Below are 21378 nucleotides of genomic sequence, written 5' to 3'. Positions count from 1 at the left end.
CAAAGAATGGAACTAATAGGAAGCATAAAAAAAGGGGGATTTAAGACAAAATTGCATACCTAATTGCCATTCAGATAATGCTCCCAGAATATTTTTATGTGAACATGTAAGATAGGCTTGAAAGTGAGGAATCGAGACATGCGACAAGAGATCCATAGCCACTTAGATACTGCCGAGCTCTTACACTGCGCCTTGGAAGCAAGTCGTACAAAAGACCATGACAAAGCTATTGAGCTACTTAAGCGCTGCCTTTTGCTCGAGAAGCAACCGGCAACACATTTACTCCTTGCCGCAGAATATGCTCAGATAAAATTTTTTGATCGCGCCATCGAAGAAATGCAGATGAGTATAGAAATGGCCCCCACTTTATGGGTAGCCCATTTTCAACTGAGCCAAGTTTATTTAGTCACTCAGCAAATTGAGAAAGCTAAGAACATCTGGCAACACTTGGTTATCACGCCGAATACTCCTAAGTACTTTCAACTATTTTCCAATGGATTACTGGCAATAATAGAAGAGCAAACTCAAAGTGGTCTTGATCTGCTAAGGCAAGGAATACAGTCCAACACAGAGAACCCGGCCCTAAATTCTGATATCGAACAAATTATCCAGGTAGTAACGGAAACAGCCAAAGAAGAAAAAAGTGTTGCCGAGAATAGCGATGCAATAAATAAAATGCTCCTATCACAATATGGAGCCGGCCAACCAATATGAAGCTTGACAACAGGTTCAACTACCGAGCTTACCTCGCGGGGAGATCTTCGACACCCAGCAGGCCGGCACCACAAAAAGCAAGCATAGAAAACGTTAGTGACAACCCCACTGAAGCCCCTCAGGGAGTAAAAGCATTTACAACGCAAGAAATTATTGAGCTTCAGCGATTGGGGGGAGACTTGCAAAAGCAAAAAGAGACCATGATCAGTATCATTTTAACTAGAGAGTTTTCCCACAGGGTACCGTCAGAAGTTTTGCAAGAAATGATCCACTCTGCATTTAACAAAGCCGGGGAAAATGAAGCCTATCAATATAAGCTAGAGAAGCTCATATTTGAAATTACACAGTAATTTGTCGCCTCTAATTAAAGCCACATTAAATTTTAAGATACGGTCAGTAAGTCGTGGCCAAGATACAGAAAATTGAGGCCACAAATAGCCCCCCGAAAAATAATCAAGCTGTATAGCACCCAAGATCAGTACCTTGAGCACTAACAGCGGCTTAATTTACAAAACCGACTAATTAAAGCGGTAGCAACTCCAACTCAACCCGGCGGTTAGCCTGACGGCCTGACTCGGAGTCGTTGCTCGCGATAGGATAACGCTCACCATAACCTACAGCTTGAACACGACCAGCGGAAACACCCTGGCCGCTGAAAAAGCTGGCCACAGAGTTAGCACGTTGTTCACTCAAGCTCTGGTTGTACACATCGGAGCCCGTACTATCGGTGTGGCCGCTAACTCGAATTGCAGTTTGGTCGAATTCCTGCAGGACAATAGTGACTGATTCCAGGGTGTCATAGAAGTCTGTACGAATATCTGCGCGGTTAGTACCGAAGGTAATGTTACCCGGCATGATCAGACGAATATTATCACCTTCACGCTCAACACGTACGCCGGTACCTTCCAGGCGCTGACGCAACAACATTTCCTGACGATCCATATAGTAACCAATGCCACCACCGATCGCCGCGCCACCCAGGGCACCGGTCAAGGCTCCCTTACCACGGTCTTTCTTACTGGCAGTAGCGACGCCAACGATCGCTCCAGTTACAGCTCCAATTCCAGCCCCTTTGGCGGCATTACTGGTCTTACTTTCACCTGTGTAAGGGTCCAATGTGGAACAACCAACCATCGAGCCCAGTGCCAGGGCTGCTACCCAATATTTCATTATTGGCTCTCCTAACGCATTTTTAAGTAACGGGTATTGAGCTACACATGTCTTGTGCAATCTCTGTATTGTTCAACACACTATCTGACTGGCGGCTGAACCAACCCAATGAAATTTTCCATAGACTAAAGCGAATTTATTGTCAGTTCTACTGACTAGTCCCCATTACGTACTAACTATTCATAACTACGTACCAATGACGGACAAAGTAGCGAGCAAGAAGTGATCAGCTTCCCAGTCTTCCACAAAATCTGTGGATAAAACTGTGCACTAATAAGCTATCCATGGCGCCAGCTGGCGTAAACTCTCGCCTACAGCGTTTTGCACATTTTTTAAACTCTTCAGTTTTCCTTTTAAAAACAACAAGTTAGAAATCTGCCTTGACGTCCAATAGCGGTGGATATCTTCTTGTTTGAGGGCAAATTTTACCAACTGCGTATGTGGAAAAGTTTGTCAATAGCCTCACGCTCCACTGAGGCAATTTTTTTAGACGCTTTTGCTTTTAAAGTCGCTCCCAAGAGGCAGTGAATACCTCTATGTCTGTCATTTAGTAACAAAAAAAATTTCATGCCAGCCCCTGTGGACTTCTATAAAAACCCTTTTGTAACCACTGAATTAGTAATGCGGAGGTTTTTCATCCAGCGGCTTGCCGGCCCCCTGCATCTCAAAAGCAATCGTCCGATACTTTTCGCCCAACTCGCGCATATGTGCGAGTAGAGTGCGAATATCCGTATCCTGACGAGTAATCACATCATTTAATTGGCTTATAGTGTCTTCCTGGAAAGCCAAACGGCTCTCCAATTCATCGACCCGCTCTACCAGAGCCTTTATTTCTTCAGTCATCACAACAACCCGTAAAGAACATCTACCAGACCGACCGCTCGACGATCCATAAATAAGCTCTGCCCCAAACGAGTTGTCACGTATCCGAAGCCCAGCCCTCTTTCCGGATCAGCAAAGCCGACACTACCACCCGCTCCCGGATGGCCAAAGCCCTGGCTACCCCCAAAGCGCAAGTCCGCCGCGGAACTGCTGCGAATAAAGCCACAACCAAAACTCACCTCAGCCTGCAACACTTTATCGTGGCCATGACTCTGCTCCTTTGCCGCTTCATCTATCAACCGCTTGGGCAAAATAGTCGGCTCGTCACAGGTGAGTTCACCGTAAACCGCTGCCAGGTCTCTCGCACTGAAGTGGCCATTGGCTGCAGGAATTAAAGCACCGCGCCACTCGGAGCTATTGGTACCCATCATCAAGCTCACCGGGTTGCTAAATGCCATCGCAACAGGCCCTTTGCGGTCTTCTTTTATGGCGCGGCCAATGGCATTTTCCCGAAGCTCTGGTAAGGGTTGTTTCAGCGGGCTGACATCGGCAATTCTCTGCGAACGATGTCCATTTGCCCCAAAGCCCCCATCAAGATTGAGGGGTTTGGCTAGCAATTCCCGATAAAGTTCCAACAAGGGTTTTTCGGCAACCCTTTCAATTAATCCACCCAAGCTCCAGCCGTATAAAAATGGGGCGTAACCCTGTGCACTTCCGGGCTTCCACCAAGGCTCGCTGCCAGCCACCTGGTCGCAAGCGGCCTGCCAATCGTAAATCAAACTGTCTTTTACCCGCTCACGGAAAGCGACAAGTCCGCTGCGGTGGCACAGCAATTGGCGTGCGGTGACAGTTTCTTTGCCTGGGGCAAATTCAGGCCAGTAATCCGCTACCGGGCGATCCAAATCCAGTTTGCCTGCGGCAACTTGCTGCATCGCCAAAACTGCAAGAACGCCTTTGGAAGATGAGAAGACATTGGCCAATGTGTCTTCAGTAAATGGCCTCTCTGCACCCCGATCCGCACTTCCCGCCCATAAGGAACAGATTAATTCTCCATGCTGGCGCACGGCAAAGGCCGCTCCTGTATCACCGCACTCGCGAAAATTTCTGGCAAAAGCATCGTAAAGAGCCTCTAAACCAGGGGCACAAAAGCCGTATATGTCCATGTATTTACGTCCAGATAATTCGGATAACTCTGTTGCAAGCCCGCAAGGGTAGTTTCTTCCACTCTGCGGCGCAAATCGGTAGTATTGCGCGCTCATAGCGAGGGATAAATATGACTCAGGAAAGCGCAATTCAAGATCAGATCCAGGGCAATCATTGCTTCGGCTGTGGCCCAGACAATGACCAGGGCCTGCGTATTAAAAGCTACTGGACCGAGAAGGATCAAACCCGCTGCGAGTTCCTTCCCAGCTCCCATCACAATGCTGGACCTGCTCAATATTTAAACGGTGGAATTATCGCTACGGTTATCGACTGCCATACCGTATGCACAGCCATCGCCGATGGTTACCTACAAGCCGGACGAGCTGTCGGCACTGGTGACAAGATCTGGTATGCCACCGGCAAACTGGATATTAGCTATCTGGCACCGGCTGCCATCGATAAACCGGTCATTCTCGAAGCCACTATTGTTCAGCGCTCCTCCAAGAAAACTGTTCTGCACTGCAATCTCACCAGCAATGGACGCCTCTGCGCCAAGGCAGAAGTCATAGCAGTCCGCGTCCCTGATGAATGGTAAAACCATAAGCTGATAAATGGCTGCCGGCCCTGTGTTGGCCGGCAGTGACAAAGTGCGAATAACTTACAGCGCTTCGCTCTCTTCCATATCCTCCAGGCGATGGCCACAGAATTTGCAGTATTCCGCATCTGGGTCATGGGCACTACGGCTGCAGTTATCACAGCGCTGTTGCACTCGCTCCCGATGCATTTCTCCAGCCAATTCCGCCGTTAGAATGCCGGTAGGCACTGCAATAATTGAGTAACCAATCAGCATGGTCATTGCAGCAATGCCCTGCCCCAATGGCGTTTGCGGAGAGATATCGCCATAACCAACGGTTGTGATGGTCACAATGGCCCAATAAACACTCGTGGGAATACTGGTAAATCCGTGGCCTGGCCCCTCCACCACAAACATCAGGGAACCAAAAATAATGCACATAACCAAAACACTGGAGTAAAAGACCAGGATTTTGCGCCGGGCCAGCCCGAGGGCTCGCAACAAGACGTTGGCATCACGTAAGTAGCGAACCAACTTCAGGATTCGGAAGATCCGCAGCACCCGCAACAGGCGAATCACCAAAAGATAAGTGGCGCCGGTATAGAGAAGCGCCAAGTAACTGGGGAGAATTGCGAGCAGATCCACAATCCCATAGAAACTGAAAATATATTTGCGGCGATTCACCGTGCAATATATCCGGGCGATATATTCAATGGTGAAGAGGCCAGTAAATACCCATTCCAGGCCGATGAGTAAGTGCTCATAGCGGTCGCGCACCGTACCTATGGAGGTCAGGAGCACCAAACCCACGCTGATCAGGATCGCCCAGATCAAAAAAACATCAAAATTCCGCCCTGCCCGGGTCTCGGTTCCGAAAATTACCTCATTGAGCAGTTTGCGACGTCCCGTCAACGCCATCTATCACCTCAACTACGCTGCTGTTTCATATTGCGGCAAAATTCTAACCTCTCAAGCCCCAGGGGTCGCCCCATTTTCAACTTCGTTTACAGCGGCTTTAACATCCTGCGCACCTCGGGCACAATTCCCGACATTTTCAGCAAATACCAACGGAGTATTCCCAGCCATGGCTAAGGAGAATCGTCTCGTCTATTCAACTGACCTCGGTCGAATTAAAGAGGAATCCAGGACAGAGAAGCGCCGTGATGGAGATGGCATAGTTCGAATCCAAAGGGAAACCAAGGGCCGCAAAGGAAAAGGGGTGACTTGCGTGCGCGGGCTGCCAGGCACTGACAGCGAACTCAAGCTGCTCCTGGCAGAGCTCAAGAAGCGCTGTGGCTGCGGTGGCGCCCTCAAAGATGGGGTGATTGAGATTCAGGGTGACAAGCGTACTGAGATCAAAATATTCCTGGAATCTCGCAACCACACGGTAAAACTGGCCGGCGGTTAGCCGGCTTTAAGCAGTCGCAGTGGCTTTAACTGCAACTGCTTTTCCCGCTCCAAACACTGACTCAGCAAGGCGGCTAGCTGGATATGATAGTGCTCCAGAATCGCAGCGCGAATGTGTTTGCAACGCGATTCCATAACCTGCAGAGAATCCAGCACTTCCTGTCTCCCTTGTGGCAGCTGCCTGAAAGGCTCCCCCTGAGCTTTCAAATTTATTGCCACCGCCACCCCTTGCTCTCTTAATAGAGCCGAACTCTCCACTGCCGCTACTATGGCATCTATCTCTCGCAAAGACAGCGCCGTATATTTTTGCAGCAGTTCCCTTTCATTCAACTCTGGTGATAGGTGCTGGGCAAATATTGCCAGCGAGTGGCTATAACCGGCGAGCCGATCCAGATGCGGTGCCAAGCTATCGTAGGCGGCCAAATGGCGCAGCTGATTCCTGGCTGTTTGACGCTGATCCGTGGGCATAGTTACCAGGGATAGACACAGGCGCTGATAGAAAACACCATAGATCTGCTGTAATTGCTTGTGTGACTCCTCCAGTTCAGCGCGCTTAACAGCGATCTGCTCTTGAGCTCCTGCAAGGCTGGCCCCCTTCAAGCAAAAGTCTTCAGCGGTAAAAGGGATTTTGCCGCGTATCAGCGCCGCTCCCAGCTGCATTGTAAAAACCCTGATCTGCAAGTCCTCACGGCGTCCACGCAAATCACGCAACTCCACCAGTTTACTGCGCAGCCAATCGATAGTGCCCTGCAGATCCAGCGCCTGCATTTCCGCAGAGGATGGCCTGCGCAGAGGCATCAGGGCCAAGGGTGCCAGGCGATTGAAATACTCGTCCAGTACCTCAGCAGACTCCTCTGACTCCTTACTTGAACTCAGTAAAAGTCGGTTTTCGACCATCTCACAGTCTTTGCCAGCAACTTCAGAGGTCACAGCGGTTGCCAGCCCGGCAAAGTCCACAAACATGGATTGCAGGGGTATCGCAGATCTAACCTGCCCCACAAATTCCCGCTCAATCAACACCGTTACACATTCACTGTCGATCGCCTGCTGAATATCCCAGGGGTCCCTGGCCTGCGTCATAGCAGCCTCAACCACATCGCAGGTATCAACATCCAGGTTCTCCTGCATCCAGCGAACGGCATCGGGAATATTTGCACAACTGCGTCCCAGCGCCTGGGCTTCGCGATTAATTTCTGTCACTAAGAGATCTGCGTGCACTAACCGATGCCACTTCCTAGCGAAGTCTGCCAACGCATCACTACCCATTATCTGCGCCGCAACACCGTCAGCCCTCTCCTGTAGCATTACGGCACTGCCTGCGGTTAAGCGGCAATGCAGTGCCTCCAGGCGCTGCAAGATAGGGAGCAAAATATATCCACCTGTCACTAGCATACGGTGAAATGGCGCGGCCAATGCTCCCGGAGCATTATCCGGGCTAACAACACTGCGCTCATTTTCAAAAGCCCACTGCATCAGTTCCAATCGCTGCACGGTGCCGTAAGTCAACCAACCAAGTGCGCCGAGCAAACGGCCGCGATAAAAGGCGAGCCCCCGGCCCACGAGTGCCAGGACCTCCTTTCCGTTCAATGAGGCGACGCTGGCAAGCCCTACCGTAAGTGGTAAATTCTGCCTAAAAACCTGGAGAAATCCCGGCAGGGAAAGAATATGGGAGTCTGCACTTACAAAGACCTGGCTGATCTTTGGCAGCCCTAACTTATCGACCAATGAATTAATTAACTTCAAGGCCTCCTTACCTTCAGAGGGCAACAGCTGACGGGGCTCCGATGATTCTCGCAAACGGGAGGATAAGCAGAAAAATGGCCAGACAAACAGCAGACCAACAAGCAGGGCGAGAAGTACGGTTAAAATACTCAGCGACACCCCCACCCAAGTAAGTTCTCCCTGCCAAACAGCCATAGGGATTTGCCATAGGGCATATCCACTGGAGAAAACACAAGCGAACAGTACCAACCAGAATATTGAAGGCACGATTACTGCTTTGACCACTCCCCAAACTGCCTTGCCCTGACTCGTGACACTGTCAGCCTGTAATCGGCCTGCATCAGATAAATACCACTCAACCGAATCCTGGGAGCCTTCCGGCTTTATTACTGGATTGCCTGCGGCAGGAGTGGATGAAACGACTTTCTGGGGCTCGTTTGCTTCGAGAGTTTTCTGGCTAACAGGAACAAAAGGGTCAGTACCAGCGCGCGACTTATCCGGCGCATCCACCGATGCAGCATTGACCTGGGCCTTGCGCCGCTGGGCGACTTTTATCTTTGCAATCAGCTCGCGGTTATCAAATCGTCCCGCCGGACAAACCTCCACTCGCAGGCCAATTTTCTGCAGACTGGTGCGAAACTCCAGCGCCTGGTCAGAAACCAACCGATCTTTAATTACCCAGCCTTTTAGTAGCAGCCTGCGCGCCTGGGGCTCCGAGATAGAGAACAACTTCGCCACATCCCGGATAACCGGACCCGGTTCTTTGGCGTGAAGCGTCCTTCCCGTGGAAACCACCTGGTACAAATCCTGGCCCGCCATCTCCCTCTCCTGTCACCAAGTGACGCAAATTGTCACATTTATTACATCTTGCGCGGAGAGTAAAAGATTCAGAGAAAATCAGTTGCGCACCAGTTCTCACCAAGCCAGTTCAAAAACAAAAATGGCAGGAAAGAAGGCAAAGTTCACAGTTTTTCTGGCACGCTTTGCCAATTTAGAAAGAAATCAGGGAGTGAATATCGCTAGAACACGCGCCGCCAGATCTGGAATAGACAACCCCTTATCTCTCGGCTTATACCAACTGTATGTGTGACTCAAGGCACCGACCAGCAAACGCCTTACCAGTGCGGGATCACCACCGGGACATTCGGCGGCCTCAATAGCGTCCAGCCATATCTGCTCATACTCCTCCCTTAGGCGCAAAACCTCCTGCTGACTTTCTTCGGATAGGCTTCTCCATTCCACTACCAGGATAGAAAAACCCGGTACTGCCAACCCATGAATAGCCTCTAATTCACACTGAATACAGGCCTGAAGCCTCTCTTGCGGTGTTCGACTCTGTTCCGCCGCGGTTCGCATTCGCGCACCGGCAAATATCGTCACCTCCCGCATTACTTCACAGAGAATCTGCTCCTTACTGGAGAAATGATGAAAAATACTGCCAGACAAAATACCCACTTCAGCAGCGAGATCCCGCACTGTTGTCCGGGCAAACCCTTTTTGCTCAAACAACCGCGCTGCAGCATTCAGCAAACGTCCACGGGCAGATTCAGGATCTGTTAGCACTCCCTCTGCCACCAAAGCACCTACCAGCTGCTGCGGCGATAACTCTTCGGGAACTCTCACTAAATCCTGCCCACTTTCAATCACGAACCACTCCCCGTATTGATCAATTTGAGTCAAACATCTTAACGGCCCTGAGAATTTTTAATCAAATAGGCGCCAAGTATTGAATACCAAGCGCTTGCTTGGTAGCGTTAAGCTATTCTGCGTTTTCCCACACGCAGGCGCAAGCGCCGACAAGAACAATAAAAACTGAATAAGCCGTAAGGCCGTAAAAAAGGAAACTTTCATGCGCTATCAAAGCCAGCTGCGCTCCGGCAGCTTTAGCGAGCAAACCTATATCGTCACCGGTGGCGGAAGCGGTATTGGACGCTGCATTGCCCACGAACTGGCCAGCCTCGGCGCCCATGTAGTATTGATCGGGCGCAAACTGGACAAGCTGGAAAGGGTTGCCGGCGAGATCCACAACGATGCTGGCGAGTGCAGCTTATTCAGCCTGGACATCCGCGATGAAGAAGGGGTGCAGGAGACAGTGGGGCAAATAGTCCAGGCCCGGGGCCAAATTCACGGATTAGTGAACAATGCCGGTGGCCAGTTCCCCTCACCCCTTGAGCAGATCAACACAAAAGGGTTCGATGCTGTTGTACGCAGTAACCTGCTCGGTGGCTTTTTAATGTCCCGAGAAGTTTTTGTTCAATCTATGAAACAGCACGGCGGCAGTATCGTAAATATCACCGCAGATAACGCCGGCGGTATGCCAATGATGGGCCATTCCGGTGCCGCTCGAGCAGGCATGGAAAATATTACCGAAACCTCCGCATTAGAGTGGGCACCTTTTGGGGTTCGAGTTAATGCTGTAGCGCCAGGCTATATTCTCTCCAGCGGCTTTGATACTTACGACCCCAAATTCCTGCGCGAGCTATTACCGGGCTTCCGAGACAGTATTCCCCTCTATCGATTGGGAGAGGAAGCGGAAATTAGTGGGGCCGTGTGCTTCCTGCTTTCCGATGCCGCCAGCTATATCACCGGACAAACGCTGCGTATCGATGGTGGCTCGAGTCTCAAACATCACTCTCCCCTTTGGCAGCCACAGGCGGCCCGTAACTCTAAGCGCTTCAACGGATTCCATCGCAAACGCCGGCCGCAGGTAGTGGAAGAATTGGAAGCGGAGGGCAAGCTCTAATGCAGCCGATTGATTCCCAGCTCGACAACCGCTCGGCAGAGTTCAATGACAACCAAGCTGCCATGCTGGAACAGATCAACCATTTTCGTGAAGCTGAGCAACGTCCGGTACAGGCAGAGAAAAGTAAGGCTGCGCGCTATCGTGACAGGGGCTGGCTGCTGCCAAGGGAGCGCCTTAATTTATTGCTCGACCCCGGCGCACCTTTTGTTGAGTTGTGCTCCCTTGCTGGCTATAAACTTTTTGACGACCAGGATGGTACCGGTGCGGGTGGCGGAGCCATTTGCGGCATTGGCCAGGTCAGCGGACACCGTTGCATGGTTCGGGTGGATAACTATGCCGTAAAAGGTGGCACCATCTCACCAGCCGGGATGGATAAAGCCCTGCGAATGCAGAGGATCGCTCTGGAGAATCATTTGCCGATTGTCGCCCTGGCACAAAGTGGTGGTGCCAACTTGATGTATGCCAGCGACACTTTCGCTCCCGGCGGGCGGGGGTTTGCTAACCAGGCGCGAATGTCCGCTGCCGGTATTCCGCAAGTAACTGTGGTACATGGCGGCGCTACTGCCGGCGGTGCTTACCAGCCAGGCCTGTCAGATTATGTGGTCATGGTGCGCGGGCAAACCGGCATGTATCTGGCTGGGCCGCCGCTACTGAAAGCAGCCACCGGTGAAATTGCCGATGCGGAAAGCCTCGGTGGAGCGGAAATGCACTGTACCGAATCCGGCAGTGGCGATTACTTAGCTGAGAACGACGCCGATGGTATCCGCATAGCAAGGGAAATTATTGCCACCCTACCCTCACCCATTAAAAGCTCAGTACAAAAAGACTACCGAGACCCATTGCATCCTATCGACGACCTGCTCGGCCTGATTCCAGCAGACAGTAAAAAGCCCTACGACGTGCGCGAAATTCTCGCTCGTGTCGCCGACGGCTCTGCCATGCTGGATTTCAAGCCGGAATTCGATCGACAAACCGTATGTGGCCATATTCGTATCGAAGGCTTCCCTGTGGGAATTATTGGGAATAACGGCCCGATCACCCCCAAGGGGGCCAACAAGGCCGCGCAGTTTATTCAGTTGTGCGGACAGAGTGGCACGCCACTGCTGTTTTTACATAACACCACCGGCTTTATGGTGGGTACCGAGGTGGAGCGCAATGGCATCATCAAGCACGGCGCCAAAATGATTCAGGCCGTGGCCAATGCCAGCGTACCAAAACTCAGTATTGTCGTAGGCGGTTCCTATGGGGCCGGCAACTACGCCATGTGCGGTCGCGGATTCGATCCCCGCTTTATTTTTGCCTGGCCCAATTCCCGCACCGCAGTTATGGGCGCAGCCCAGGCCGGCAAGGTAATGCGCATCGTCACCGAGCAAAAAATGCAACGCAGTGGCAATGTGGATGAGACTGTATTGGACAAATTGGAAAATGACACCAGCGCATTTATGCATGGCAATTCCGATGCTCTCGCCTGCAGTGCACGCCTCTGGGATGACGGCATTATCGATCCCCGCGATACACGCAAACTTTTAGGCATGTTGCTAGAAATTTGCAATGAGGCCGAGCAGAGAAAACTCAATAAAAATACCTTTGGCGTAGCTAGGTTCTAACGAAAAACCGGGGCAACAAGGAAGTGCGGTTGCCCATTAACACAATCACCGGGTTCACACTTCAAGGCAGGGAAAACAATAATGATATTTAGCGATCAACACCGGGAACTGCAGCGCACTGTACAAAACTTTGTACAGCAGGAAATCAATCCCAATGTGGCGGAATGGGAAAAGGCCGGCCGCTTTCCTATCCACGAAATTTTCCAGCAACTGGCCAGCCTGGGCCTGCTGGGCATCAGCAAGTCCACGGACTTCGGTGGTCTGGGTCTCGATTTCAGTTACGAAACCGTTTTCCTGGAAGAGCTGGGCAGCGCTCACTGTGGCGGTGTACCCCTTTCAATTTCAGTGCAAACCTCCATGTGCACCCCGGCTCTGGCTAATTTTGGCAGCCAGGATTTGAAAGAGCAGTTCCTGATTCCCGCTGTGAGTGGCGAGATGATCGGTGCAATTGCCGTTTCCGAACCCGGCGCCGGTTCCGATGTTGCTTCGATTAAGACCACCGCCAAGAGCGATGGCGACGACTATGTGATTAACGGCAGCAAGATGTGGATCACCAACGCCCCTTGCGCCGATTTTTTCTGCACCCTGGTCAATACCAGTGAGGGCAAAGCCCATAGCAACAAATCCCTGGTCATTATTCCGGCGAAAACGCCTGGTGTACGCATCGGCGAAAAACTCGACAAATTAGGCATGCGCTCATCGGAAACCGCTCCCATCTTTTTTGACAATGTACGGGTGCCCAAACATTTCCGTATCGGCGATGAAGGTGCCGGATTCCTATTGCAGATGCTTCAGTTCCAGGAAGAACGCCTCGCCGGCGCCGCGCTGAACTTAAAAGGCCTGGAGCACTGTGTAACCAGCACCATCGACTATGTGCGCGAACGCCATGCCTTTAAAGCACCATTGATCGACAATCAAACTATCCACTTTGCCCTCGCAGAAATGCAGACCGAAGTGGAATGCCTGCGCTCTCTAACCTGGCGCGCGGTGGAAGCTTATGTGGCAGGTGAAGATGTCACTACCCTTGCTTCAATGGCCAAGCTCAAGGCTGGTCGCCTGTCCCGCTCTATTCCCGATCAGTGCCTGCAGTTCTGGGGTGGCATGGGCTATATCGAGGAGACTGTAATCAACCGCGCTTACCGGGATAGCCGTCTCACCGCTATCGGCGGCGGTGCAGATGAAGTAATGCTCGGTATTATCTGTAAGCTGATGGGCATACTGCCCAGCAAACGCAAACCCACCGCGTGAGGTCAGGCCATGGAGACAATTATTGATGAAACCATCGGCATCGCCCGCCATCTCACGCTAAATCGCCCGCAACAGCGCAACGCCATCAGTTTGCAAATGGTAGATGAGCTTCTACAAAAACTCGCAGAAGCGGAAGGAGATCCGCAGGTGCGAGCGTTGGTACTGCGGGGTGCAGAACACAACTTCTGCGCCGGTGGCGATATTGCCGATATGCTCAATGCTCAGCAGGGCGCGAGCGATGGAAATAGTGATGTATTTTTTCACCTAAACCGTCGTTTCGGTGAACTGATGGAACGATTTAATCGCACCCCTTTAATAGTCATTGCCGTACTGGAAGGTGCCGTAATGGGCGGTGGTTTCGGGCTCGCTTGCAGTGCCGATATTGCTATCGCCGATCGCAGTTGCCGCTTTGCCCTTCCGGAAACCCGCCTGGGTTTACCGCCTGCACAAATTGCTCCCTTTGTCGTGGCTCGGGTCGGTCTCTCCCAGGCCCGGCGCCTGGCCCTGAGCGGAGCGAAAGTCAATGCGCAGCAGGCCTTGGAAATTGGGTTAATCCACCAGTTGCTCGATAATTCCGAAGCCCTCGAAGGCGCGCTGCAGGAACACTTGGGCGCGATCAATGCCTGCGCTCCCGGCGCCCTGGCTACGACCAAGCAGATCTTGCTGGATGCAGCGCGGGTGAGCGATGAGACTGCCCTCGGCCAACTGCTCGACGGCGCTGCGCAGCAGTTTTCCCGTGCAATTCAAGGCCATGAAGGACGCGAAGGCGCCCGTGCATTTCTGGAAAAACGATCACCGGAGTGGCAGCACTGATGTCGACAACAGAGACCCTGTTAATCGCCAATCGAGGCGAGATCGCACTGCGAATTATGCGAACTGCTCGGGCGGAAGGCTATCGCACAGTCGCCGTCTACAGCGATGCGGACTGCGATGCACTTCACGCACAGACTGCCGATATCGCCGTAGCCATTGGCGGGCAGACTTCGGCGGAGTCCTATCTGGATATCCAAAAAATTCTCGCCGCAGCTAAAAAATCCGGAGCCACTGCCGTCCACCCTGGCTACGGCTTTCTCGCTGAGAATGCGGAATTTGCCAGCGCTTGCGAAGAGAATGGACTGAGTTTTGTTGGCCCGAGTGCCGAAGTCATAGAACTGATGGGCAACAAACGCAAAGCCAAGGAGTTTGTTGCCGCTGCCGGCGTACCCTGTATTCCCGGCTTCCAGGGTGCCCAAGACGACGACACCCTGATCGCCGAGGCGAGGCGCATTGGATTCCCGTTAATGATCAAAGCCGCCGCAGGCGGTGGTGGGCGCGGCATGCGCCTGGCTCACGAAAACAACGAGCTGGCCTCCCAGTTGCGCGCTGCCCGCAGTGAATCCATGAGTGCATTCGGCAGCGACGAGTTAATTCTGGAAAAGGCACTGGTCAACGCTCGCCATATCGAAATCCAGGTATTTGCGGATCGTCATGGCAACTGTATTCACCTGGGGGAGCGGGATTGCTCCGTACAACGACGCCATCAAAAAGTGGTCGAAGAGTGCCCTTCCCCAGCGGTCGACACCCAGCTGCGAGAAAGAATGGGGCAAGCCGCTGTCGACGCCGCGCGAGCCTGCGGTTATCTAGGCGCGGGCACCGTAGAGTTTCTACTCTGCCCCAACGGCGAATTCTATTTCCTGGAAATGAACACCCGGTTGCAAGTAGAGCACCCGGTAACAGAAATGGTAACCGGTTTTGACCTGGTAGCTTGGCAACTGGCAGTAGCACGCGGCGAAGCCCTATGCGTTTCCCAGCAGAGAGTCACCCAGCAGGGGCACGCCATTGAAGTCCGCCTGTATGCCGAAGACCCGGAACAACAATTCCTGCCCCAGGCCGGAAAAGTACTCCACTGGGTAGCGCCAAAGGGACAGGGAATCCGTATCGACCACGCTTTGAAAAATGGTTGTGAAATTACGCCATTTTACGACCCCATGCTCGGCAAATTGATTGCCTGGGGGCAGGATCGAGAAGAAGCTCGGCGCAAGCTAACCCAAGCCCTGACCCGGCTGGAATTTATCGGCCCCAAAAACAATATCCATTTCCTGCAGAAGATCCTGGCCGAATCACAGTTTATCGCTGGCGATGCCGATACCAGTTTCCTCGACCAAAACAGCACGCTGACATCCGCAGAACTAGTTCCAGCAGTAATTGCAGCCCAAGCCACATTACTTAATCACTTGCACCAAGCCAACCCTCAGGATCAGCGTAGCGGCCGCAGTGACTGGCGCAGTGGCGACAACAGCGTGCCGATCAACTACCGACTGGAAATTGCAGGACAAACCCTAAACTGTGAGCTGCTGGCGTTAGTAGATAATTCTTATCAAATCTCAGTAGGCGACCAGCAGTTCCTGATTCAGTGGGTCCATTTTGAGAAATCACAAAAAGAAACTGGAGTTTATAGCGCTGAACTTCTGCTGGATGGCGTTAGCCAAAAGAGACTGTTCCTAGCCAACCAAAGCAATCTGCATCTCCTGTTAGACGGCAGGCAATTTCATTTTGTCGATATCACCCACGCCCCCGCCAAATCGAGCCTTAACGAAGGCAGTGGCCGCATCACGGCCCCTATGGACGGTTGCCTAGTGCAGGTATTGGTTGAGCCCAATCAAAGAGTTCAGCGGGGAGACACTATCGCCTTAATGGAAGCCATGAAAATGGAGCACGCCCTGCGCGCAGACCGTGACGGTACCGTAATTAAACTGGGCGCCTGTGAAGGAGACCAGGTACGCGGTGGCCAGCTGTTAGTTCAGATCGAAGCCGCTCCCACGGAAACCGCCAAAATCCCCAGCGACGCCACCTCCTAAAGGAGATCAGCATGTACGATATTGATGCCTCCCGTATGGCAAGCCCCTTTTATGACGAAGGCCATCAGGAATGGCGCACCCAGTTGCGCCGCTTTGTCGAACGTGAGATTACTCCCTACATTACTGAATGGGACGAAGACGGCCAGCTACCCGCCGAGCTTTGGAAAAAAGCCGCAGAAGTCGGCCTTCTGCAGATGAGTTATCCGGAAAACTACGGCGGCATCGAAACCGATGTCTTCCATATGATTGTTGCCGCAGAGGAGTTAGCCCGCCCCGGCGCTGGTGGCCTCTACGCCAGCCTAATGGTTCACGGCATTGCCCTGCCCCCATTACTGCACTATGGCAGTGAGGCCCTAAAAGATCAGGTTATTCCCTCGGTATTACGTGGCGAAAAGCATATTTCCCTGGCTGTTACCGAGCCAGGCGCAGGCTCCGATGTAGCCAATCTCCAGTGCCGCGCAGAGCGTGATGGGGATGACTATATCGTTACCGGCGAAAAGACCTATATCACCGGCGGTATGCGCGCTAACTGGTTTACTACTGCCGTGCGCACTGGCGAGGAAGGCTTCGGCGGTATCTCCCTGCTCTTAATCCCGGCGGATGCCGAAGGCGTTAGCCGGCAGCTACTCGATAAAAAGCAGGGCTGGTGGTGCTCTGATACGGCCAGTATCTTTTTTGATCAGGTGCGCGTCCCCGCGAATAATCTAATTGGCGGTGAGAACCAAGGTTTCTTGCCCATAGTGCACAACTTCAATCGCGAGCGCCTGGGCATTGCCGCCTCTTGTGTAGAGTTCAGCCGGGTCTGTTTGCAGGACGCCATTGAGTGGGCCCAGGAGCGCCAGACTTTCGGAAAGCCTCTCGCCAATCACCAGGTGATTCGACACAAATTTGCCCAGATGCTTCAACGTATCAATGCCACCCAAGCCTATCTGGACCTCTGTGCCTGGGCAGAGCAACAACATCAGCTCAAAGTAGCGGATATCGCACTACTCAAAGTCCAAGCCACAGAAACCCTTGAGTTCTGCGCTCGGGAGGCTATGCAGGTGTTGGGTGGCGCAGGCTATATGCGTGGCAGCCGTGTTGAGCGTATATATCGTGAAGTGCGGGTGAATGCGATTGGTGGCGGATCTGAAGAAATTATGCGGGATCTGGCGTCCAGGCAAATGGGGATTTAGTAAGTGTAAGGCCCCCCTGAAAACACCATATTAATAGTTACGAAGCTTTATTTGGGGTAGTTACTTTGACTCAGGCAACAGCAAATTCTTAAGAGAACGATTAACTACCCACTTTATAACCATCTCAATAACTACCAAAGGAATGAAAATATAGAGATAGCGAAAAGAATTGTGTGATATTTAGAAAATTCATCCCAAAAATTCATTTTTCCATATAGTAATTCTGCATAAGGATCACCAAAGATCCAATCCGGCCTCTCCCTTCGAGCCAACTTGTTACATACAACCTGAAAGGCATAAAAGGAAGAGCCCCTCGGCTTGAAAAACAAAGCCATCGGACTTCCATCCCTAAGCCATTTCTCATGGTGCCTCTCAAATTGGTACTTAATCAGATCAGATAACTTTAGGTGACTGATTAAAATCGTAACTGGGAAGGAAAAAACCACTATAGTAAAAAAATTAAACATAGCATGTTCCATTTCCCCTTTTAGAGATGTTATCACTCACTTAGAAATGAATTGAAAACCAGCCATAAATTACAGGCTCGTAATAATACGAGCCCAAGATCAAAATAAACGTAATTACCCCTGTTTCCTATTCTTAATAAACTCTCTTACCTGCTCGTTTAGTACGGCCATCGGGACGTTGCCATTTCTTAGAATAATCTCATGGAAGTCCTTTATATCGAAGTCCTCCCCCAGTTCATTTTGCATCAGTTCTCGTAAGGCGAAAATCTCAAGGGCACCAGAATCATAGGAGGCAAGTTGAGCAGGAATAACTGCCATTCGATCCATTAACGTTCTGGGGTCTTTAGCATATGAAGCACCAGAATCTTGTAAAAACTGTGCTACTTTCTCATCACTCCAACCGAGTACATGCATTGCGGTGTCCGCTACCATACCTCGCGCAGGCCATGCACGTCGTAAAATCTTGGTAGCTCCGTACTGATACATTCCCGCTTCTTCGGCTAGATGTTCAGAGTATCTACCCCAACCTTCGGAAAAAGCAGCGTTAGATAAGGCATCTTCTATTTTGTGGAACTTCTCTTGCCCCTGTACCAGAGCAATCTGCATATGATGGCCCGGATATCCCTCATGAATCGTGATTTTCTCAGCTGAAGCGTATGACTCATCCTTGTAGGTTGTAGGGTCGTATTCAAACCTTGCCTTTCGCCCTTTACCGCCTGGAATATAGTGTGCACCACGACCTGAGCCCTGCTCATGCTCAGGAATACCCTTTACTTCCATTTCAATCAAAGGCATTTCATGGAAAAAGTCTACAGTTAAGTCTCTAGACTTATCTACCAAGCGCTCATAAAATTGATGCATTTCAGCAGCGCTGTTAAATTTCTGAGTTTTATCCTCGCTGGCATTTGCCACTGCCTCGTCAAATGAACTTACTTGGTATAACTCCTCACCTAAGTGAATCACTTCGCTCTTATTAGCATTTACAGCGCTTAAACCCAGCTCAAAAACCTCTTCTGGTGTCCTTTGTAACGTTGTATAAGAACGATACTGAGCCATATAGCATTCACGACCATTTGGAATCGCATGAATACCTAGCTCAGCTCTAGCTTCTGGCAAATAGGTAGATTCTAAAAAGTTCCTGTAATTGGTCATAGAAGGGATAATGTGATCTGAGAGCACCTGCTTAAATGCAGCCTCGAACTCAGGGTCCTCAGCTTTCTTCGCTAACCCCAAGAACGGGTGCTCTTCAATAGGTACTTGGATCAAGCCGTCAATTTGCTGAAGTACTCGCTTAACCACACTCTGAGGTGCAGAATAACCTTGTTCTAGCCCACGGCTCAGATTATCTATTTCCTGTTCATAGTAACGAGCCGCATCAAGCCAGCGCTCAATCGCATCGGCCTTGTCTTGGGTAGATTCGACAGGCTGAGCTTCGACCAAAAACCCAAGTATGTTATGGGCGCCAAACATATGATCAATAGACCAAAGTTCAGTTTTACAGATCCTTAAACCCACATTCGATTCAAGTCTTTCTTTTAATTTGAAGTAGAATACCTTCTCGTGATCACTTTTTAGTTCGCTTAGGTCTATTTCTTCGAGCTTACTAAGTATTTTGTCTTCAGACGAAGCTTGAGCGACAGAGCTGTTCGGGGAGTTACTTAAGAAAAGGTTATGTCTGTCCAGCTCGATATCAAAGAAGTAAGCGTATGGCTGGGAGTTCTCTAAATAAACTTCAGCATATTGATCTGCTAAATGATGCAGCACCTCGGAATCGTCCACGGCCTCTTTGCCCGTCATGCTTGTTTTGTTATCCGTAACAGAGCATCCCATCAGGACCGATGAGACAGCCAATATACCCAAACCCACTTTTTTTATATTAATCATTCTGATCATCCCACAATATAAAACTAACTAAAGTAGTTTTAATGAAGAAGAACTCAATTCTCTACTCTACAATAAGCACTGGAATGGATTGAGTTTCAATATATCAATTACAAAGTATCGGCGAAACGAAGACATTAGTAGATAAAACTCAGAACTACGGTAAATAATTTGTAGTGATCTATTACTTATGGGCACTTCGTTAAGATGGTAAAACTACCAAGCGAGGTGAAGTATGGCAACAAACGGCTCAAGCCGGAGTTCAAGAGAGACGCCGTAACCCTAGTCTCTGAATAAGGATTTTCGACTTCTAAGGCCGCAGAGGCCGTTGAAGCCACTGCCAACAACTTGTGACGCTGGATAAGAGAGCTCAGTGCGGAAAAAGTCTTGATGCCGGCGAGCGTGCAGAATTGAATCGGCTACGACGCGAAATCAAGCAGTTACGGATGGAGAAGGAGATCCTAAAAAGGCCAGTGTAGATTCAATTGATCAGTGCAACGCCCCTGTAGGAATATGGCCTATCGGGGGATCATTGAATGAAGCGCATATTTACAGCAGAAGAAAAAGAGTGGATTTTCAACGCTTGGAAAAAGGGCATTGGCTTTAGTGAAATTGCCAATGCCATAGATTCTAAGCCAGGAACCATTTTTACTGTTTTGAGAGATACTGGCGGAATTAAACCAATACCCAGAAAGCCATCTCCTCAACACCTCACATTAGCCGAACGCGAGGAAATACGTGCAGGTCTTTCTGCAAAACAAAGTATTCGAGCAATCGCTCGCTCCTTGAATCGGAATCCATCCACAATCTCGCGTGAGATTCAGAGAAATCGGGGGCGACGATACTATAAAGCTGTAGATGCAAACAACCGTGCAAAACGGATGGCAAGGCGCCCCAAGCCGTATTTGCTTGAGCAAACCCCGGGGCTAAAGAAGCTTGTTTTGGAAAAATTAGAGTTGAAGTGGTCTCCAGAGCAGATATCGGGTTGGTTATGGAAGACACATCAGGCTGATGAATCAATACAGATATCAGCAGAGACTATCTATAAAACACTGTACTTCCGTGAGCGTTCAGCACTTCATCATAAGCTAGTAAAGCATTTGCGTCGATCTCACAGTCTTCATCACAGCAAACAACATTCACGTAAAGGCAAGCGCGGTACTATCAACATCGTCAACGGTACATCGATAAGGGAGCGTCTTCAGGAGATACAAGAACGATGTGTTTTAGGTCATTGGGAGGGTGACTTAGTGTCAGGTTTAAACAACACTCATATCGCCACGCTTGTGGATCGAAAATCGAGGTATACGATCATTCTTAAATTGAAAGGGAAAGATGCGACTTCTGTGAACCAGGCGCTTGTTGCTAGGTTTAAAAAACTGCCAAAAGAGCTTCGCCAATCACTGACATGGGACCGAGGAATGGAGCTGGCGAAGCACGCTGAATTTACGGAAAAGACAGGTGTTCCTGTCTTCTTCTGCGATCCTCAGAGCCCTTGGCAAAGGGGAACGAATGAAAATACCAACAGCTTAATCCGTCAGTACTTTCGAAAAAAGACATGCTTGGCACAGCATACTCAGAGGAAACTCAATCAAGTTGCTAACGAGCTTAATAGCAGGCCAAGAAAAACACTGAACTGTGCGACACCAAAGCAGGTTATTAAAAAGGGTGTTGCCTTGACAGGTTGAACCTACAAGTGCCTTATTTGCGAGAGAAATGAAATAAAGTACAGCTTCATTGAAGAGCAACAGAGCAGCTTCCCTGTTAGGGTGCTTTGTCGAGTAATGCAGGTAAATAAGAATAGCTCTTACGAGTGGTGTCGTCGTAGTGACTACTCAATAGATATTCAGACATGGAAACTATGCCAT

General features: G+C 50.5%; 18 protein-coding genes. 11 read left to right on the top strand and 7 right to left on the bottom strand.

Translation table 11 applies throughout. The annotated features are described in order from the left end of the window. Positions 1-138: 138 nt before the first annotated feature. Together ACJJI4_RS07205 and ACJJI4_RS07200 are read left to right on the top strand one after the other, a co-directional pair. Positions 139-714, top strand: coding sequence for a tetratricopeptide repeat protein (locus ACJJI4_RS07205; protein WP_444927569.1), 576 nt, complete (start codon positions 139-141; stop codon positions 712-714). Further along, complete coding sequence (locus ACJJI4_RS07200; protein WP_444927568.1) at positions 711-1064, top strand: hypothetical protein; 354 nt, start codon at positions 711-713, stop codon at positions 1062-1064. The genes ACJJI4_RS07205 and ACJJI4_RS07200 overlap by 4 nt, the downstream gene beginning before the upstream one ends. Before the next feature lie 172 nt (positions 1065-1236). Here ACJJI4_RS07200 and ACJJI4_RS07195 read toward each other — a convergent pair whose 3' ends face one another. The 3 genes from ACJJI4_RS07195 to ACJJI4_RS07185 form a co-directional block, all read right to left on the bottom strand. Beyond that, positions 1237-1884 carry a YiaD family glycine zipper/OmpA-like lipoprotein gene (locus ACJJI4_RS07195; protein ID WP_444927567.1) on the bottom strand — a complete coding sequence of 216 codons (648 nt, stop codon included), beginning with the start codon at positions 1882-1884 and terminating at the stop codon, positions 1237-1239. A gap of 615 nt (positions 1885-2499) precedes the next feature. Then, a complete protein-coding gene (locus ACJJI4_RS07190) occupies positions 2500-2727 on the bottom strand; it encodes a SlyX family protein (protein WP_282933169.1) in 228 nt (75 codons plus the stop codon). After that, the gene (locus tag ACJJI4_RS07185) at positions 2727-3869 is read right to left on the bottom strand and encodes a serine hydrolase domain-containing protein (RefSeq protein WP_413665481.1); all 1143 of its coding nucleotides are present in this window, start codon (positions 3867-3869) and stop codon (positions 2727-2729) included. The genes ACJJI4_RS07190 and ACJJI4_RS07185 overlap by 1 nt, the downstream gene beginning before the upstream one ends. Positions 3870-3979: 110 nt before the next feature. Between ACJJI4_RS07185 and ACJJI4_RS07180 the strand changes: the two genes are divergently transcribed. Continuing rightward, positions 3980-4444, top strand: a complete 465-nt coding sequence (locus ACJJI4_RS07180; RefSeq protein WP_282933171.1) for a PaaI family thioesterase — start codon at positions 3980-3982, stop codon at positions 4442-4444. A 63-nt stretch (positions 4445-4507) separates the two neighbouring features. Here the strand turns inward: ACJJI4_RS07180 and ACJJI4_RS07175 are convergent, their stop codons facing one another. Beyond that, on the bottom strand, positions 4508-5341 hold the full coding sequence (locus tag ACJJI4_RS07175) for an ion transporter (protein WP_413665480.1): 834 nt from the start codon (positions 5339-5341) through the stop codon (positions 4508-4510). 166 nt (positions 5342-5507) lie between these two features. Here ACJJI4_RS07175 and yciH point away from each other — a divergent pair, with 166 nt between their 5' ends. Next, complete coding sequence (yciH, locus tag ACJJI4_RS07170; RefSeq protein ID WP_413665479.1) at positions 5508-5831, top strand: stress response translation initiation inhibitor YciH; 324 nt, start codon at positions 5508-5510, stop codon at positions 5829-5831. Here yciH and ACJJI4_RS07165 read toward each other — a convergent pair. Next, positions 5828-8371 (bottom strand): mevalonate kinase, encoded by a 2544-nt coding sequence (locus ACJJI4_RS07165; RefSeq protein WP_444927566.1) that lies wholly within the window; start codon positions 8369-8371, stop codon positions 5828-5830. The two genes, yciH and ACJJI4_RS07165, sit on opposite strands and share 4 nt — an antisense overlap. 183 nt (positions 8372-8554) lie before the next feature. Further along, positions 8555-9199: a TetR/AcrR family transcriptional regulator gene (locus tag ACJJI4_RS07160; protein ID WP_444897600.1), complete on the bottom strand. Its 645-nt coding sequence runs from the start codon at positions 9197-9199 to the stop codon at positions 8555-8557. Positions 9200-9401: 202 nt separating this feature from the next. Between ACJJI4_RS07160 and ACJJI4_RS07155 the strand changes: the two genes are divergently transcribed. The 6 genes from ACJJI4_RS07155 (at position 9402) to ACJJI4_RS07130 (ending at position 17162) form a co-directional block, all read left to right on the top strand. After that, positions 9402-10295, top strand: coding sequence for an SDR family oxidoreductase (locus tag ACJJI4_RS07155; protein WP_444897601.1), 894 nt, complete (start codon positions 9402-9404; stop codon positions 10293-10295). Beyond that, on the top strand, positions 10295-11902 hold the full coding sequence (locus ACJJI4_RS07150) for an acyl-CoA carboxylase subunit beta (protein WP_444927565.1): 1608 nt from the start codon (positions 10295-10297) through the stop codon (positions 11900-11902). Before ACJJI4_RS07155 ends, ACJJI4_RS07150 begins: the two co-directional genes overlap by 1 nt. An 81-nt stretch (positions 11903-11983) precedes the next feature. Further along, positions 11984-13150 carry an acyl-CoA dehydrogenase family protein gene (locus tag ACJJI4_RS07145; protein WP_444897603.1) on the top strand — a complete coding sequence of 389 codons (1167 nt, stop codon included), beginning with the start codon at positions 11984-11986 and terminating at the stop codon, positions 13148-13150. A gap of 9 nt (positions 13151-13159) precedes the next feature. Further along, positions 13160-13963, top strand: a complete 804-nt coding sequence (locus ACJJI4_RS07140; protein WP_444927564.1) for an enoyl-CoA hydratase/isomerase family protein — start codon at positions 13160-13162, stop codon at positions 13961-13963. Further along, entirely contained in the window at positions 13963-15987 is a 2025-nt protein-coding gene (locus ACJJI4_RS07135; RefSeq protein ID WP_444927563.1) for an acetyl/propionyl/methylcrotonyl-CoA carboxylase subunit alpha, read from the top strand. The genes ACJJI4_RS07140 and ACJJI4_RS07135 overlap by 1 nt, the downstream gene beginning before the upstream one ends. 11 nt (positions 15988-15998) lie before the next feature. Further along, the gene (locus ACJJI4_RS07130) at positions 15999-17162 is read left to right on the top strand and encodes an acyl-CoA dehydrogenase family protein (RefSeq protein ID WP_444927562.1); all 1164 of its coding nucleotides are present in this window, start codon (positions 15999-16001) and stop codon (positions 17160-17162) included. A gap of 581 nt (positions 17163-17743) precedes the next feature. Here the strand turns inward: ACJJI4_RS07130 and ACJJI4_RS07125 are convergent. Next, a complete protein-coding gene (locus ACJJI4_RS07125; RefSeq protein ID WP_444927561.1) occupies positions 17744-19513 on the bottom strand; it encodes a DUF885 domain-containing protein in 1770 nt (589 codons plus the stop codon). Positions 19514-20046: 533 nt separating this feature from the next. Between ACJJI4_RS07125 and ACJJI4_RS07120 the strand changes: the two genes are divergently transcribed. Next, complete coding sequence (locus tag ACJJI4_RS07120; RefSeq protein WP_444927560.1) at positions 20047-21198, top strand: IS30 family transposase; 1152 nt, start codon at positions 20047-20049, stop codon at positions 21196-21198. Positions 21199-21378: the final 180 nt, after the last annotated feature.

Source organism: Microbulbifer maximicatervae (SeqCode), assembly GCF_052467305.1.
The sequence above is the reverse complement of the archived record's forward strand: the minus strand, read 5'-3'. Positions and strand labels throughout refer to the sequence as shown.

Bases quoted from the DNA above. Each gene is read 5' to 3' on its own strand.
- ACJJI4_RS07145 (WP_444897603.1), top strand. From the start codon at position 11,984: ATGATATTTAGCGATCAACACCGGGAACTGCAGCGCACTGTACAAAAC.
- ACJJI4_RS07120 (WP_444927560.1), top strand. From the start codon at position 20,047: ATGAAGCGCATATTTACAGCAGAAGAAAAAGAGTGGATTTTCAACGCT.
- ACJJI4_RS07140 (WP_444927564.1), top strand. From the start codon at position 13,160: ATGGAGACAATTATTGATGAAACCATCGGCATCGCCCGCCATCTCACG.
- ACJJI4_RS07155 (WP_444897601.1), top strand. From the start codon at position 9,402: ATGCGCTATCAAAGCCAGCTGCGCTCCGGCAGCTTTAGCGAGCAAACC.
- ACJJI4_RS07195 (WP_444927567.1), bottom strand. From the start codon at position 1,884: ATGAAATATTGGGTAGCAGCCCTGGCACTGGGCTCGATGGTTGGTTGT.
- ACJJI4_RS07130 (WP_444927562.1), top strand. From the start codon at position 15,999: ATGTACGATATTGATGCCTCCCGTATGGCAAGCCCCTTTTATGACGAA.
- ACJJI4_RS07150 (WP_444927565.1), top strand. From the start codon at position 10,295: ATGCAGCCGATTGATTCCCAGCTCGACAACCGCTCGGCAGAGTTCAAT.
- ACJJI4_RS07175 (WP_413665480.1), bottom strand. From the start codon at position 5,341: ATGGCGTTGACGGGACGTCGCAAACTGCTCAATGAGGTAATTTTCGGA.
- ACJJI4_RS07180 (WP_282933171.1), top strand. From the start codon at position 3,980: ATGACTCAGGAAAGCGCAATTCAAGATCAGATCCAGGGCAATCATTGC.
- ACJJI4_RS07205 (WP_444927569.1), top strand. From the start codon at position 139: ATGCGACAAGAGATCCATAGCCACTTAGATACTGCCGAGCTCTTACAC.
- ACJJI4_RS07190 (WP_282933169.1), bottom strand. From the start codon at position 2,727: ATGACTGAAGAAATAAAGGCTCTGGTAGAGCGGGTCGATGAATTGGAG.
- ACJJI4_RS07135 (WP_444927563.1), top strand. From the start codon at position 13,963: ATGTCGACAACAGAGACCCTGTTAATCGCCAATCGAGGCGAGATCGCA.
- ACJJI4_RS07185 (WP_413665481.1), bottom strand. From the start codon at position 3,869: ATGGACATATACGGCTTTTGTGCCCCTGGTTTAGAGGCTCTTTACGAT.
- ACJJI4_RS07125 (WP_444927561.1), bottom strand. From the start codon at position 19,513: ATGATTAATATAAAAAAAGTGGGTTTGGGTATATTGGCTGTCTCATCG.
- ACJJI4_RS07165 (WP_444927566.1), bottom strand. From the start codon at position 8,371: ATGGCGGGCCAGGATTTGTACCAGGTGGTTTCCACGGGAAGGACGCTT.
- yciH (WP_413665479.1), top strand. From the start codon at position 5,508: ATGGCTAAGGAGAATCGTCTCGTCTATTCAACTGACCTCGGTCGAATT.
- ACJJI4_RS07200 (WP_444927568.1), top strand. From the start codon at position 711: ATGAAGCTTGACAACAGGTTCAACTACCGAGCTTACCTCGCGGGGAGA.